The following is a 14,769-nucleotide window of genomic DNA, read 5'->3' as shown; positions in this document are numbered from 1 at the left end:
ACCCCCGTACGGAGCCTGTGGATAACTCCCCCGACCCCCCGTGGCGGCTCTTTGCGGGAATCAGTCCTTGTGCACGGTGCCGTCGGGGTCCAGGCCCCGGAACGACAGCAGCACGATCAGGATGCCGCCGCACACGATCGCCGAGTCGGCGAGGTTGAACACGGCGAAGTGCTTGGGGGCGATGAAGTCCACGACCGCGCCCTCGAAGACGCCCGGCGAGCGGAAGATCCGGTCGGTGAGGTTGCCGAGCGCACCGCCGAGCAGCAGGCCGAGAGCGATCGCCCAGGGCAGGCTGTACAGCTTGCGGGCGAGCCGGGCGATCACCACGATCACAGCCGCCGCGATCACCGTGAAGATCACGGTGAAGGCCTCGCCGAAGCCGAAGGCCGCGCCCGCGTTGCGGATCGCCTCGAACTTCAGCCAGTCCCCGATGATCTCGATCGGCGGGTGGTGCTCCAGCTTGGCGACCACGATCATCTTGCTGATCAGGTCGAGGGCATACGCGAACGCGGCGACGCCGAACAGCACGGCGATCCGGCGCTTGCCCCGGGGCCGCCGGGCCTCGGCGTCCTGCGCCGCCTCGCCGGACGACTCGGCCGACGCCGTGCTGCCGGCGTCGTCGGCGCCCCGCGCGTCCGCGCCGGACTGCTCCGGCTCGGCTGCCGCCGGCTTGGGGGTATCCGGCGTACCGATGATGCGCTCCGCCTCTGCCACGTGAGTCCCTCGACCTAGGTACCTGACTGAGGACGAGAGTACGACACGTCCCGCGGGGCCCGGGCCACCGGTCAGTACCGCCGTTCCTGCTTCTGCTTGCACTCGACGCACAGCGTCGCGCGCGGGAAGGCCTGCATACGGGCCTTGCCGATCGGGTTCCCGCAGTTCTCGCACAGGCCGTAGGTGCCCGCGTCGAGCCTCTCCAGGGCCCGCTCGGTCTGCGTGAGCATCTCGCGGGCGTTCGCGGCGAGCGCCAGCTCGTGCTCGCGCGTGATGTTCTTGGCGCCGGTGTCGGCCTGGTCGTCGCCCGCTCCGTCCCCGGAGTCCCGCATCAGGCCGACGAGGGACTGCTCGGACGACTCGATCTCGTCGCGCAGCCGCATCACCTCGGCCATCAGCTCCGCCCGCGCCTCCTCGACCTCCTCCGCCGTCCAGGGGTCCTCGCCGGGGCGCACCGCGAGCTCGCCGGGCTCCACCGCCGCGGCGATGCGTGCCTTGGGAACGGCGGTCTTGGCCGCCGTGGCCGTGCCAGGGGTCTTCTTCGCAACCACCGTCGTGGCTCCCGTCTGCTCCGCGGCCTGCGCCGCGCCCACCTTCTTGACCCTGCTCTCGGCGGCCGCACGCTTCCCGGCCGCACCCTGCGCGCCCACACTCCGCTTGGCCGCGCTCTTCCTGGCGGTGCTTTTCTTGGCGGCGCTCTTCTTAGCGACGCTCTCCTTGGCGGCGCTCTTCTCTCCCGCGCTCTTCTTAGCGACGCTCTCCTTGGCAGCGCTCTTCTCTCCCGCGCCCTCCTTGGTCACGGCCTTCTTGGCCGTTCGTCCCTTCGCCGTCTTCCCCTTGGACGCGGGCTTGCCTGCTGCCGTCTGCTCGGCCTCCGCCTCCTTGTGGGCCTCCCCCTCGGCCGCCTTCGCCGCGACCGCCTTCTTCTTACTGACGGCCTTCTTGCCGGACGCCTTCTTCCCGGCCGCCTTGGGGGCTGTCGTACGAGCAGTGGCGGTCTTCTTCCCGGCGCCCTTGCCGGACGCCTTGCCGGCCTCCCGGCCGGCCCCTTTCCCGCCCTTCTCCTTCTCCTCCGCGACCTTCTCCCTCGCGCTCCCCTCCGCGACCTTCTCCTCCGCGGCTTTCCCTTCCGGGGCCCTCTCGGCCGCCGATTCGCCGTCCCCCCGCCCCGTCCTGACCGGCTTCCCGTTCCCGGTCCCCGCGGCGCGCCCCCGCGTGGTCTTCTTCCCGCTCACGTCCTTGGCCGCCCCAGCGGAGGCACCGGCACGCGCATGTGTGGATCTGCTCGACGCCGACTGCTGTACGGCGGTCTTCTTCGCCACCATGCCGCGGCCCCTTCACATATTGTGATCTTGCACGCGAATCGTGCTGGGACGATAAATCGACTTGAGTCCCGCGGCAACGGGGCACACCGCCCGATTCGCCCGCCTCGCGCATGCCGCGCGGGAGACATGCATGCGTTGTGCCCAGCTCCCCGCCGGGTATGCAGACGAGCCGGACGTCCCAGAATCCGAACAGGCGTACCGCACCATTCGGGTCAGCGCTGCCCGAACACGATCCCTGCCCCGGCGCTCCGGAAATCCGGTCGGCCGCTGTCCGTGCGGCGCCGTACACTGGGCGGAGCGAAAAGCGTGGATGGGGACGAGTAGCGACGTACGCAGCCCAGAGCGACCCGGGGACGGTGGAAGCCCGGGGGCGAGCGCGACGTGAAGATCACCCCGGAGCCGCCGGAAGAAGACCCTCCCAGGGTTGGTAGAACCGGCATCGCGACCCCAATGAGGGGGCTCGCCGACGCACACCCCGCGTCGGAGGGCCAAGGAGGGTGGTACCGCGGGAGCGCGCCGAAACCGGCGTAAGGAAGACTCGGCTCTCGTCCCTCCGGACGGAAGGCAGCAAGTCCGCCGGAGGAAGCTCGCTGATGACAACGCCGACGTACCGCCAGGTGCCCGCCCAGGTCGACCTGCCCGCCCTTGAGCACGCCGTGCTCGACTTCTGGCGCGAGCAGAAGATCTTCGCCAAGAGCCTGGAGCAGTCCGAGGGCCGCCCCGAGTGGGTGTTCTACGAGGGCCCGCCCACCGCCAACGGCATGCCCGGCGCCCACCACATCGAGGCCCGCGTCTTCAAGGACGTCTTCCCCCGCTTCCGCACCATGCGCGGCTACCACGTGGCCCGCAAGGCCGGCTGGGACTGCCACGGCCTCCCGGTGGAGCTCGCCGTCGAGAAGGAGCTCGGCTTCAGCGGCAAGAAGGACATCGAGGACTACGGCATCGCGGCGTTCAACGCCAAGTGCCGCGAGTCCGTGCTGCGCCACACCGACGCCTTCTCCGATCTGACGACCCGCATGGGCTACTGGGTCGACCTCGACGACGCCTACGTCACGATGGAACCCGAGTACATCGAGTCCGTCTGGTGGTCGCTGAAGGAGATCTTCAACAAGGGCCTGCTGGTGCAGGACCACCGCGTCGCCCCCTGGTGCCCGCGCTGCGGCACCGGCCTGTCCGACCACGAGCTGGCGCAGGGCTACGAGACGGTCGTCGACCCGTCCGTGTACGTCCGTTTCCCGCTCACCTCCGGTCCGCTCGCCGGCGAGGCCGCGCTCCTGGTGTGGACGACCACGCCCTGGACGCTCGTCTCCAACACGGCCGTGGCCGCGCACCCCGAGGTCACCTACGTCGTCGCGACGAACGGCGAGGAGAAGCTCGTCGTCGCCGAGCCCCTTCTCGCCAAGGCCCTGGGCGAGGGCTGGGAGACCACCGGCCAGTCCTTCACCGGCGCCGAGATGGAGCGCTGGACGTATCAACGGCCGTTCGAGCTCGTGGAGTTCCCGGAGACCGAGAGCGGCACCCACTACGTGGTCAACGCCGAGTACGTCACCACCGAGGACGGCACGGGTCTGGTCCACCAGTCCCCCGCCTTCGGTGAGGACGACCTCAAGGTCTGCCGCGCCTACGGCCTGCCCGTGGTGAACCCGGTCCGCCCGGACGGCACCTTCGAGGAGGACGTCCCCCTGGTCGGCGGCGTCTTCTTCAAGAAGGCCGACGAAAAGCTCACCGAGGACCTCCAGCAGCGCGGCCGGCTCTTCAGGCACATCCCGTACGAGCACAGCTACCCGCACTGCTGGCGCTGCCACACCGCGCTGCTCTACTACGCACAGCCGTCCTGGTACATCCGCACCACCGCCATCAAGGACCGCCTCCTCGAGGAGAACGAGAACACCAACTGGTTCCCGGAGACGGTGAAGAACGGCCGGTACGGCGACTGGCTGAACAACAACATCGACTGGGCGCTGTCCCGCAACCGCTACTGGGGCACCCCGCTGCCGATCTGGCGCTGCGAGGACGACCACCTCACCGTCGTCGGCTCCCGCGCGGAGCTGACCGAGCTGACGGGCACCGACCAGTCGGGCCTGGACCCGCACCGCCCGTTCATCGACGACGTCACCTTCGGCTGCCCGCAGTGCGCCAAGACGGCCACGCGCGTGCCGGAGGTCATCGACGCCTGGTACGACTCGGGCTCGATGCCGTTCGCGCAGTGGGGCTACCCGTACAAGAACAAGGAGTTGTTCGAGGCCCGCTACCCGGCGCAGTTCATCTGCGAGGCCATCGACCAGACCCGCGGCTGGTTCTACACGCTGATGGCGATCGGCACGCTGGTCTTCGACAAGTCGTCGTACGAGAACGTCGTCTGCCTCGGCCACATCCTCGCCGAGGACGGCCGCAAGATGTCCAAGCACCTGGGCAACATCCTCCAGCCGATCCCGCTGATGGACCAGCACGGCGCCGACGCGGTGCGCTGGTTCATGGCGGCCGGCGGCTCCCCGTGGGCGGCACGCCGCGTGGGTCACGGCACGATCCAGGAGGTCGTCCGCAAGACGCTCCTGACGTACTGGAACACGGTCGCCTTCCAGGCGCTGTACGCCCGTACGTCGAACTGGGCGCCCTCCGCGGCCGACCCGGCCCCGGCCGACCGCCCGGTCCTGGACCGCTGGCTGCTGTCCGAACTGCACGCGCTGGTCGACCAGATGACCCAGTCCCTGGACGCGTACGACACCCAGCGCGCCGGCAAGCTGCTCTCGGCGTTCGTCGACGACCTGTCCAACTGGTACGTCCGCCGCTCGCGTCGCCGCTTCTGGCAGGGCGACAAGGCGGCGCTGCGCACGCTGCACGAGGTCGTCGAGACGGTCACCAAGCTGATGGCCCCGCTGACCCCGTTCATCACCGAGCGGGTCTGGCAGGACCTGGTCGTGCCGGTGACGCCGGGCGCCCCGGAGTCGGTCCACCTGTCCTCCTGGCCGGAGGCGGACCTGACGGCGATCGACCCCGAACTGTCGAAGCAGATGGTGCTGGTGCGCCGGCTGGTCGAGCTGGGCCGTGCCACGCGCGCGGAGTCGGGCGTGAAGACCCGCCAGCCGCTGTCCCGGGCTCTGGTGGCCGTCGCGGGCTTCGAGAGCCTCGACCCCGAGCTGCACACGCAGATCACCGAGGAGTTGAACGTCAGCTCGCTCGCGTCGCTCTCCGAAGTCGGTGGCAGCCTGGTCGACACCACCGCCAAGGCCAACTTCCGCGCGTTGGGCAAGCGGTTCGGCAAGCGCGTCCAGGACGTGGCGAAGGCCGTCGCGAACGCGGACGCGGCGGCACTGTCGCTGGCGCTGCGCGAGGGCACGGCCTCGGTGGAGGTCGACGGCGAGACGATCACGCTCGCCCCGGACGAGGTGATCATCACCGAGACCCCGCGTGAGGGCTGGTCGGTGGCGTCCGACTCGGGTGCCACGGTCGCCCTGGACCTGGAGATCACGGAGGAGCTGCGCCGTGCGGGCCTGGCCCGTGACGCGATCCGTCTGATCCAGGAGGCCCGCAAGAACAGCGGCCTGGACGTGGCCGACCGGATCGCTCTGCGGTGGACGGCGACGGACCCGGCGGTGGCCGAGGCTCTCGCCGAGCATGCCGGGCTGATCGCCGACGAGGTGCTGGCGACGGACTTCGCCCAGGGCGAGGCGGATGGCACGTATGGCTCCGCCTTTACGGATGAGGGACTGACCCTGGCGTTCCGCCTGCGTAAGGCGTAGTGCTTCGCTGAGGGGCGTCGCGTCTGCCGGGTCCGGCTGTCCCGCGTCTGCGGGTAGGTCGTGGCTGATCGCGCAGTTCCCCGCGCCCCTGAGGGGGCGCCGGCGCCCCGAAGGCCCGGGCCCGCCAAGAAAATCTTGGTCGGTCCGGGCCTTCGGCGTTGTGTCCGTAGGACACCTCGGCCGCTTCCGAACAAACACCGCAAACCCCGTGAACACGCGTAGCAAAAGGGCGGGGCCCCGGATCGAAATCCGGGGCCCCGCCCTGAACGCTGCCGACGCCTACGGCGTACTACCAACCGTCAGTTGTCATCCTCGTCGATGAGGAACCCGCGCATCGGCGACGGGGCCTGACCCATGGGGGACGGACCCTGCGGCCGGACCGGAGCCATCGGCTGGGTCATCGCCGGGGACATCTGCTGCTGACCGCCGTAGGACGGAGCAGCCGGGGACGGGGCGCCGCCCATGCCCTGGTTGCCGCCGTACGACGGGGCACTCGCGCCGGCCGGAGCCATGGAAGGCGCCGGGGACGGCGGGAGGGACGCCGCAGCCGGGGTCCGCGGCGGAGCGAGCGAGTCGTCTGCCTGGGTCTCCAGCTGGCGCAGCTGGGACTCGAGGTAGGACTTCAGCCGCGTGCGGTACTCGCGCTCGAAGCCGCGCAGGTCCTCGACCTTGCGCTCCAGCGTGGCGCGGGCGGACTCAAGGGAGCCCATCGCGACACGGTGCTTCTCCTGCGCGTCCCGCTCCAGGGCGTCGGCCTTGGCACGGGCGTCACGCTCAAGACCCTCGGCACGCGAACGCGCCTCGCCGACGATCTTGTTGGCCTCGGAGCGGGCCTCGGCGATCGCCTGGTCGGCGGTCTGCTGCGCGAGCGACAGAACGCGTGCGGCGCTGTCGCCGCCGGGGCCGCCCTGACCGGGACCGCCCATCGGGCCACCCATAGGACCGCCCATCGGGCCGCCCATCTGCTGCATGGGGGGCTGGCCCATCGGCCCCGGACCCTGGCCCATCGGACCGGGACCCTGAGGGCCACCCTGACCGCCGGGACCGGCGGGCAGCTGCGGGGCACCGCTGGGCAGCTGGGGCGGACCACCCATGGGGCCACCCATCTGCTGCTGCGGCGGGCCCGATATGCCGGCGGGGACAGGAGCCCCGGGACCGCGCATGCCCTGCTGCGGCATTCCGCCCTGGGGCATACCGCCCTGCTGAGGCATACCGCCCTGCTGGTCCTGCGGACCGCCGGGCCCCTCCGGAGGCTTGCGCATGTTCTGCTGGTTCTGGGCAGCAGCACGCGTGGCCGCGGCCAGCTTGGCGCGCAGGTCCTCGTTCTCGCGGAGCAGGCGCGTCAGTTCGGCTTCGACCTCATCGAGGAAGGCATCGACCTCGTCCTCGTCATAGCCTTCTCGGAGGCGGACGGTCGTGAACTGCTTGTTCCGCACGTCCTCGGGGGTCAACGGCATCTCTTCACCTCAACGTAGTCGTCGGCAGTCGGCAAGACCGTATCTGTCACATCGTTCACATCGCGCTCCGTACAACGGTGATCAGGATGTAGACGATGATCATCAGTACGAAGAAGGACAGGTCGAGCGCCACGCCCCCGAGACGCAGCGGCGGGATGAACCGCCGCAGAAGCTTCAGCGGTGGATCAGTGACAGTGTAGGTGGCCTCCAGAACGACCACCATCGCCTTGCCGGGTTGCCATGAGCGGGCGAACTGGAAGACGTAGTCCATGACCAACCGGAAGATGAGCACGATGAGGAACACCATCAGCGCGATGTAGAGAACCTGCAGGACCACGCTCATGACTGGTGTTTCCCTCTCCCCTGTTTTCCCAGTTCCGTGCTGTTCTTCCGGTGGTGCGTCTCAGCTCTGGTTGAAGAACCCGCCCTCTGCGATGCGGGCCTTGTCCTCCGCCGTGACATCGACGTTAGCAGGCGACAACAGGAACACCTTCTGCGTCACCCGCTCGATGCTGCCGTGAAGACCAAACACCAAACCTGCCGCAAAGTCGACAAGTCGCTTCGCGTCTGTGTCATCCATCTCAGTCAGATTCATGATCACCGGGGTACCTTCACGGAAGTGTTCCCCGATGGTACGGGCCTCGTTGTAGGTCCGGGGGTGAAGTGTGGTGATCCGGTACGGCTCTCGTTCCGACACGACCTTGGGCATGATCACCGGTGCGTTCTTCTCCAGGCTTGCGCGTTCTTGTGTGATGGACGCCACGGGCGCGATGCGCGCCGGGCGGCCGGATTCCGCGGGTAGCGAAGTCGCACGGGCCACAGGTTCACGAGGCGCGGGCGGCTGAACGATTCGCACCTCTTCGTCCCTTTGGGACTGATGTGCACTGTGCGACTGGTGGGACGGCTCATGCCGTCGATGGTCCCGCTCGGGCTCCGGGTCCAGCTCGGGCTCGAAGTCGTCATCGGGGTCGAACCCCCGGCCGTCGTACCCATCGTCCTCCACGAGGCCGAGGTAGACCGCCATCTTGCGCATCGCGCCGGCCATGCTCTGAGTCCTCCGCTCTGTGGTGGATCGACGACTGCCAAGTGCCCGCGATCCACGCGGTCGTTACGCCCGCCTTTCGGCGACATTGACCATATTTTCTGCTGTGGTCCGACTTCTTGGCGACGTTACCCGAGCCTGGGGCGGACTCCGAGTACCGCAGTGCCGACGCGCACATGTGTCGCACCCGCCGCCACCGCCTCTTCGAGATCCGCACTCATCCCTGCCGACACCATGTTCGCAGCCGGATGAGCTCGGCGCAGGTCGGTCGACAAATCCATCAACCGCTCGAATGCCGCCCGTTGGCGCCCCGCGTACTCCCCGGTGAGCGGGGCTACGGTCATGAGCCCGGCCGGCCGCAGCCCCGGAGCCTTCGCGACGAGCTCGGCCAACTCCTCGATGCCACCCGGCGCCACACCGCCCCTCTCACCTCGGGCGCTCTCGCCGGCGTCCAGCGCCACCTGGATCAGGCAGCCCACCTCGCGCTCCTGCCGTACGGCCTCCTTCGAGAGCGCCGTCACCAGCCGGGCGCGGTCGACGGACTGCACGAGGTCCGCGTAACCGACCACGGACCGCACCTTGTTGGTCTGCAACTGGCCGACGAAGTGCCAGACGAGCGGCAGATCCGAGCATTCGGCGGCCTTGGGGGCAGCGTCCTGGTCGCGGTTCTCGGCGACGTGGCGCACACCGAGTTCCGACAGGATCCGCACATCGCTCGCGGGGTAGGTCTTGGTGACCACGATCAGGGTCACCTCCTCGCGGGCACGTCCGGCGGCCGCGCAGGCGGCGGCGATTCGTTCCTCCACCTGCGCCAGGTTCGCGGCGAGTTCGTCTTTGCGGTCCGTCATGTCCATTCAGTCCAGCCAGACGTATCCCGCGAGCCGCCCTGTGGTGCGGTCACGGCGATACGAGAAGTGGTCGCCCGACTCCAGCGTGCACACCGGCGACTGCGCCCGGTCGCGCACTCCGAGCCGCGCGAGCTGGGCGTGCACCCCGGCGGCCACGTCCACCGCCGGTGTGCCCCAGCTGGTCTCGGCGTACGCCGTCGGCTCCTCGGCGGCCACCTCGGCGCGCATCGCCTCCGGCACCTCGTAGCACCGGCCGCACACGGCGGGGCCGGTGCGGGCGACGATCCGGGCGGGGTCGGCGCCCAGTTCCGTCATCGCGCGTAGCGCCGCCGGGACGACCCCGGCGATCATGCCGGGCCGTCCCGCGTGGGCCGCGGCGGCGATCCCGGCGACCGGGTCGGTCAGCAGGACCGGCACGCAGTCGGCGGTGAGGACGGCGAGGGCGAGACCGCGCCGTGCGGTGACGATCGCGTCGACCTCGGGCACCGGACGATCACGCCATGGTCCGTCGACCACGGCGACGTCCGCTCCGTGCACCTGGTTCATCCAGACGACGTCGCCGGGGTCGAGCCCGAGCGACTTGGCTGCGAGCTCGCGGTTGGCGGTCACGGTCCCGGGGTCGTCGCCGACCGCTCCGCCGAGATTGAGCTCCTCATACGGAGCGGCGCTCACCCCGCCCCACCGGTCGGTGAAGGCGAAGTGCGCGCCGCTCACGGTGTCGCGCTGTCCTATCACGTCAGAAGGATCACTTAAGGAAGTCCGGGACGTCCAGCTCCTCCGCCGCGCTGTCGGCGTAGGTGCGCGACGGCGGGACCGGCGGGGCGACCGGAATGTCGGCCACCGGATCCGGCGCGGGCTCCGGCTCCTCCTTCGGCGTGACGCTGCCGAGCGAGCCGAAGGAGGGACGGCTCTCGGGCTGGCGTGCCGGGGTGGGCTCCTCGCGGCGGGGCGTGGAGGACGTCGAGCCGAGGACGTTGTCCCGGCGGGCCGGCGGCTGTCCGCCGTCGAAGCCGGCCGCGATCACGGTGACCCGGACCTCGTCGCCGAGGGCGTCGTCGATGACCGCGCCGAAGATGATGTTGGCCTCGGGGTGGGCGGCCTCGCTGACCAGCTGGGCCGCTTCGTTGATCTCGAACAGACCGAGGTCGGAGCCACCGGAGATGGAGAGCAGCACGCCGCGGGCGCCGTCGATGGACGCCTCCAGGAGCGGCGAGGAGATCGCCATCTCGGCCGCGGCCACCGCGCGGTCGTCGCCGCGGGCCGAGCCGATGCCCATGAGGGCCGAACCGGCCTCGGACATGACCGACTTGACGTCGGCGAAGTCGAGGTTGATCAGGCCGGGCGTGGTGATCAGGTCGGTGATGCCCTGGACACCGGAGAGCAGGACCTGGTCGGCCGACTTGAAGGCGTCGAGCACCGAGACCTGGCGGTCCGAGATGGACAGAAGCCGGTCGTTCGGGATGACGATGAGGGTGTCGACCTCTTCGCGGAGTTCGGCGATGCCGTCCTCGGCCTGGTTGGCGCGGCGCCGTCCCTCGAAGGTGAACGGGCGGGTGACCACACCGATGGTGAGGGCCCCCAGGGAGCGGGCGATGTTGGCCACGACGGGCGCGCCGCCGGTGCCGGTGCCGCCGCCTTCACCGGCCGTCACGAAGACCATGTCGGCCCCCTTGAGGACCTCCTCGATCTCCTCGCGGTGGTCCTCGGCGGCCTTGCGGCCGACGGCCGGGTTGGCTCCGGCGCCGAGTCCGCGGGTGAGTTCACGGCCGACGTCGAGCTTGACGTCGGCGTCGCTCATCAACAGCGCCTGTGCGTCAGTGTTGATGGCGATGAACTCGACGCCCTTGAGACCGACCTCGATCATCCGGTTGATGGCATTGACACCACCGCCGCCGACACCGATGACTTTGATGACTGCGAGGTAGTTCTGCGGTGCTGCCACGTCGAAGGCCTCTCGCCTCGAGTTACGGGTCGTCGGTTCATGGGAAGCGGGTCAGCTTCTGGAACCGGCGACTGATGCCGAATGGGACGGTCCGTAGCGCCGACCCGAACCCTAACCCTGAAGTTTAGGGTTACCAGTGTGTCTGTTCCTTGAAGTCTTCTGAACAGGACACTAAGTCGACAAGTGGCGCACGTTCAACGAACACGCCGAACCTCCCGTTTTTCTTTTCACCCTATGTGATCAGCCATGTCGCTGCCCAACCAGGGTGCTGGCCTGCGCAGATGTGCGTCAACTCCCCGATGACGCCGGGGCGGTGGGAACGCTCACGTCGAAGTACCGCGCACGCGGCGAGGCTTTCATGAGAGCGGTGAGTGTGCGAGCCTTGGCGGCCCCCTTCTCGCCACTCCCCCACGCGACGGTCCGGCCGTCGCGCAACTCCAGCGAGATGTCGTCGTAGGAACGGACCTTGACGACCAGGGTGTCGTGGGAGACGGCGGCCGGAATGGCGCCGGCGACCCGTACCGCCTCGCGCACCAGACGGTCGTCTCCGAAACGGCGCAGACTCGCGGCCGCGGAGCTGGACCGGGTCACCGTCAATTCCAGTACGGGAACGCCTTTCGGAGGCGTGGAAACTGTGGCGAAACGGACACCTTCATCATCCACTTCGATGAACTTTCCGCCTTTTTGCTCCATCAGAACCGGAGTCCGCTCCATCACTTTCAGGCTGATTCCTTGCGGCCAGGAGCGGACTACGTCAACCTCGTCAATTCGGGGCAATTTCCGGCGCAGGCGTGCCTCAATCGCACCGGTCTCGATGGAAATCAGTGGGGCCCCGACGGGGACGTCGGCCGCCTCGCGGACCTGCTCGGGCGTCAGAACCCGGGTCCCCGCGACCGATACACGCTCGACGCGCAGCCACTTGGAGCCGTAGAGCAGCCACCCGGAGCCCGCCCCCAGCAGTACCAGGAGGACGGCAAGGATGATGATCATACGAAGACGCGACAGCCTCAACCGCCGCCGGGCGAGGGGCGGGTCGGACGACTCCTGCTTGCGTTCACCGCGCTCGGCGGTCGTCGGTCCGGCCACGCTCCCTGCCCTCCGTCACACGGTTACTGGCGGCGGTGCGAGGCGATCGCCTCGTACACCATGCCGACGAGCAGTTCGTCGGCGTCCCGGCGGCCGAATTCGCTTGCGGCGCGGGACATCTCGTACAGCCGGTGCGGGTCGGCGAGCACGGGCAGGACGTTCTGCTGCACCCATTCGGGCGTGAGTTCCGCGTCGTCGACCAGCAGTCCGCCGCCGGCCTTGACCACCGGCTGGGCGTTCAGCCGCTGTTCGCCGTTGCCGATGGGCAGCGGGACATATGCGGCCGGGAGTCCGACGGCGGAGAGTTCGGCGACGGTCATCGCGCCCGCGCGGCAGAGCATCATGTCGGCCGCGGCGTACGCGAGGTCCATCCGGTCCACGTACGGTACCGGGATGTACGGGGGCATCCCCGGCATCTGGTGCACCTGCGGCAGTTCGTTCTTCGGGCCGACCGCGTGCAGGATCTGGATACCGGCCTGCTGGAGCCAGGGCGCGACCTGCTGGACGACCTCGTTGAGCCGACGCGCGCCCTGCGAGCCGCCGGAGACCAGCAGCGTGGGCAGGTTCGGGTCGAGGCCGAACGCGGCGCGGGCCTCGGGCCGGACGGCGGCCCGGTCGAGGGTGGCGATGGTCCGGCGCAGCGGGATGCCGATGTAGCGCGAGTTGCGGAGCTTGCTGTCCGGGGTGGAGACGGCGACCTGGGCGGCGTAGCGCGAGCCGATCTTGTTGGCCAGGCCCGGGCGGGCGTTGGCCTCGTGGATGATGATCGGCACGCCGAGGCGCTTGGCGGCGAGGTAGCCGGGCAGTGCGACATAGCCGCCGAAGCCGACGACGGCGTCCGCCTTGGTGCGCTCCAGGATCTGCTCGGTCGCCTTGATCGTGCCGCGCAGCCGGCCCGGGACGGTGATCAGCTCGGGAGTGGGCTTGCGCGGCAGCGGTACCGCCGGGATCAGCGCGAGTTCATAGCCGCGCTGCGGCACCAGCTTGGTCTCCAGGCCGCGCTCCGTGCCCAGGGCCGTGATCCCCACGGTCGGGTCCTGCCTGCGCAGGGCGTCCGCGAGGGCGAGCGCGGGCTCGATGTGGCCGGCGGTCCCCCCACCGGCGAGTACGACATGCACCGAAATTCACCGCTCTCCGGACGAACGCGCCGCCGAGGCACGCCGTCGCATCGTGTTCCATCTCCGAGGCCCCCGGTCACGCACGGCGCCTCCCGCACGCTTTCTACCAAAGCGGGGTTGCCGCACGGAAAGCGCTGCCCGCGCAGCGGGCTCATCACGTGCGAAGGCGATGAGGAGCCCGATGGCGAACATGGTCGGCAACAGGGCGGACCCTCCGTACGAGAACAGCGGCAGGGGGACGCCGGCGATCGGCAGCAGGCCGAGCACCGCACCGATGTTGATCACGGCTTGCGCGGTGATCCAGGTGGTCACGCCTCCCGCGGCGTACCTCACGAAGGGTTCCTCCGTGCGTCCGGCCACGCGGATACCCGCATAGCCTAGAGCCGCGAAGAGGGCGAGCACCGACAGCGTCCCCGCCAAGCCCAGTTCCTCACCGGTGACGGCGAAGATGAAGTCGGTGTGGGCTTCGGGGAGTTGGCCCCATTTCTCCACACTCGCACCCAGTCCGGAGCCGAAGATTCCGCCGGACGCGAGCGCATAGATGCCGTGCACGGCCTGCCAGCAGTCGACGGCGCCGCCGCGCGGTTCGGTGGCGCCGAGACACTGCAGGCGGGCCATACGGTTCTCGCTGGTCTTGATCAGCACCAGCCCGATCATCCCGGCGACCGAGAGGACGCCCACGAACAGCCTGGTCGGGGCCCCCGCCAGCCACAACAGGCCGAACAGGATCGCCGACAGGATGATCGCCGTACCCATGTCGCCGCCGAGCATGATCAGCCCGAGCAGCATGAAAGCGACCGGTACCAGCGGCACCAGCATGTGCTTCCACTGGTTGAGCAGCTTCTTGTCCTGCTTGCGGGCGATCAGGTCGGCGCCCCACAGCACCAGCGCCAGCTTGCCGAACTCACTGGGCTGGATCTGGAAGGAGCCGCCGAGGGCGATCCAGTTCTGGTTGCCGTTGACCGCGACTCCTATCCCGGGCACCTGCACCAGCGCCATCATGAAGACGGCGCCCGCGAGGATCGGATAGGCCAGCGCCCGGTGCAGCTTCACCGGCATCCGGGAGGCCGCGAACAGCAGCCCGGCGCCGATCACCGCGGCCAGCAGCTGCTTGCGGAAGAAGTACGACCCGGGCAGCGACATCTGCAGCGCGGTGATCTGGGAGGCCGAGTAGACCATCACCAGACCGAGCACCGTGATCAGCAGGCTGCCGCCGAGGATCAGGTAGTACGCGGTCAGCGGCCGGTCCCACGCCCGGTGCAGACGTGTGTAGAGCCGCCGTACCGCGTTGTCGCGCGGCGGCCCCGAGGCCACGGGCCGCCGAACGGCCCGCTGCACGGGCGGCCTTCCGGTACGACTACTGGGCATCATTCACCGCCGGCAGAACAGCGCACGTCGGCTGCAATGCCCTAGGGGCGCGGGGCTGTGTCCATGTGCGGCTCCGCCGCGGGGCGCGCCCAGCCCCCAGGGCCCGCAGCCGAACGACATCGCGCTGTC

General features: G+C 69.4%; 12 protein-coding genes. 1 reads left to right on the top strand and 11 read right to left on the bottom strand.

Going from position 1 to position 14,769, the window contains the following annotated elements:
* Positions 1-60: 60 nt before the first annotated feature.
* Both lspA and ACFPQ9_RS12355 read right to left on the bottom strand, forming a co-directional pair.
* Positions 61-714 carry a signal peptidase II gene (lspA, locus tag ACFPQ9_RS12360; RefSeq protein WP_380851304.1) on the bottom strand — a complete coding sequence of 218 codons (654 nt, stop codon included), beginning with the start codon at positions 712-714 and terminating at the stop codon, positions 61-63.
* 71 nt (positions 715-785) lie between these two features.
* Entirely contained in the window at positions 786-2,039 is a 1,254-nt protein-coding gene (locus tag ACFPQ9_RS12355; RefSeq protein WP_380851301.1) for a TraR/DksA family transcriptional regulator, read from the bottom strand.
* A 593-nt stretch (positions 2,040-2,632) separates the two neighbouring features.
* On the opposite strand from ACFPQ9_RS12355, the gene ileS reads away from it, so the two are divergent.
* Positions 2,633-5,779 carry an isoleucine--tRNA ligase gene (gene ileS, locus ACFPQ9_RS12350; protein ID WP_380851298.1) on the top strand — a complete coding sequence of 1,049 codons (3,147 nt, stop codon included), beginning with the start codon at positions 2,633-2,635 and terminating at the stop codon, positions 5,777-5,779.
* Positions 5,780-6,078: 299 nt separating this feature from the next.
* Here the strand turns inward: ileS and ACFPQ9_RS12345 are convergent, their stop codons facing one another.
* From ACFPQ9_RS12345 to ftsW, 9 genes are all read right to left on the bottom strand, one after another.
* On the bottom strand, positions 6,079-7,236 hold the full coding sequence (locus tag ACFPQ9_RS12345; RefSeq protein ID WP_380851295.1) for a DivIVA domain-containing protein: 1,158 nt from the start codon (positions 7,234-7,236) through the stop codon (positions 6,079-6,081).
* A 55-nt stretch (positions 7,237-7,291) separates the two neighbouring features.
* Entirely contained in the window at positions 7,292-7,579 is a 288-nt protein-coding gene (locus ACFPQ9_RS12340) for a YggT family protein (RefSeq protein WP_030950525.1), read from the bottom strand.
* 60 nt (positions 7,580-7,639) lie between these two features.
* Positions 7,640-8,281, bottom strand: a complete 642-nt coding sequence (locus ACFPQ9_RS12335; protein ID WP_030950524.1) for a cell division protein SepF — start codon at positions 8,279-8,281, stop codon at positions 7,640-7,642.
* A gap of 125 nt (positions 8,282-8,406) precedes the next feature.
* Complete coding sequence (locus ACFPQ9_RS12330; protein ID WP_380851290.1) at positions 8,407-9,126, bottom strand: YggS family pyridoxal phosphate-dependent enzyme; 720 nt, start codon at positions 9,124-9,126, stop codon at positions 8,407-8,409.
* 6 nt (positions 9,127-9,132) lie between these two features.
* On the bottom strand, positions 9,133-9,861 hold the full coding sequence (gene pgeF / locus ACFPQ9_RS12325; RefSeq protein WP_380851287.1) for a peptidoglycan editing factor PgeF: 729 nt from the start codon (positions 9,859-9,861) through the stop codon (positions 9,133-9,135).
* Between the two features lie 10 nt (positions 9,862-9,871).
* Entirely contained in the window at positions 9,872-11,068 is a 1,197-nt protein-coding gene (gene ftsZ / locus ACFPQ9_RS12320; RefSeq protein ID WP_380851284.1) for a cell division protein FtsZ, read from the bottom strand.
* 288 nt (positions 11,069-11,356) lie between these two features.
* Positions 11,357-12,154, bottom strand: a complete 798-nt coding sequence (locus ACFPQ9_RS12315) for a cell division protein FtsQ/DivIB (protein ID WP_380851281.1) — start codon at positions 12,152-12,154, stop codon at positions 11,357-11,359.
* A 23-nt stretch (positions 12,155-12,177) separates the two neighbouring features.
* On the bottom strand, positions 12,178-13,272 hold the full coding sequence (gene murG / locus ACFPQ9_RS12310; RefSeq protein WP_380851278.1) for an undecaprenyldiphospho-muramoylpentapeptide beta-N-acetylglucosaminyltransferase: 1,095 nt from the start codon (positions 13,270-13,272) through the stop codon (positions 12,178-12,180).
* A 6-nt stretch (positions 13,273-13,278) separates the two neighbouring features.
* Entirely contained in the window at positions 13,279-14,640 is a 1,362-nt protein-coding gene (gene ftsW / locus ACFPQ9_RS12305; protein ID WP_380851275.1) for a putative lipid II flippase FtsW, read from the bottom strand.
* Positions 14,641-14,769: the final 129 nt, after the last annotated feature.

The organism is Streptomyces coerulescens (assembly GCF_042657965.1).
Lineage (GTDB): Bacteria > Actinomycetota > Actinomycetes > Streptomycetales > Streptomycetaceae > Streptomyces > Streptomyces coerulescens.
Note: the sequence above shows the minus strand (reverse complement) of the source record. Positions and strands in the feature narration are given on the sequence as shown.

Coding starts and splice junctions, on each gene's coding strand:
- ACFPQ9_RS12330 (WP_380851290.1), bottom strand. CDS start 9,126: ATGACGGACCGCAAAGACGAACTCGCCGCGAACCTGGCGCAGGTGGAG.
- ACFPQ9_RS12355 (WP_380851301.1), bottom strand. CDS start 2,039: ATGGTGGCGAAGAAGACCGCCGTACAGCAGTCGGCGTCGAGCAGATCC.
- ACFPQ9_RS12335 (WP_030950524.1), bottom strand. CDS start 8,281: ATGGCCGGCGCGATGCGCAAGATGGCGGTCTACCTCGGCCTCGTGGAG.
- ileS (WP_380851298.1), top strand. CDS start 2,633: ATGACAACGCCGACGTACCGCCAGGTGCCCGCCCAGGTCGACCTGCCC.
- ACFPQ9_RS12345 (WP_380851295.1), bottom strand. CDS start 7,236: ATGCCGTTGACCCCCGAGGACGTGCGGAACAAGCAGTTCACGACCGTC.
- ftsW (WP_380851275.1), bottom strand. CDS start 14,640: ATGCCCAGTAGTCGTACCGGAAGGCCGCCCGTGCAGCGGGCCGTTCGG.
- ACFPQ9_RS12340 (WP_030950525.1), bottom strand. CDS start 7,579: ATGAGCGTGGTCCTGCAGGTTCTCTACATCGCGCTGATGGTGTTCCTC.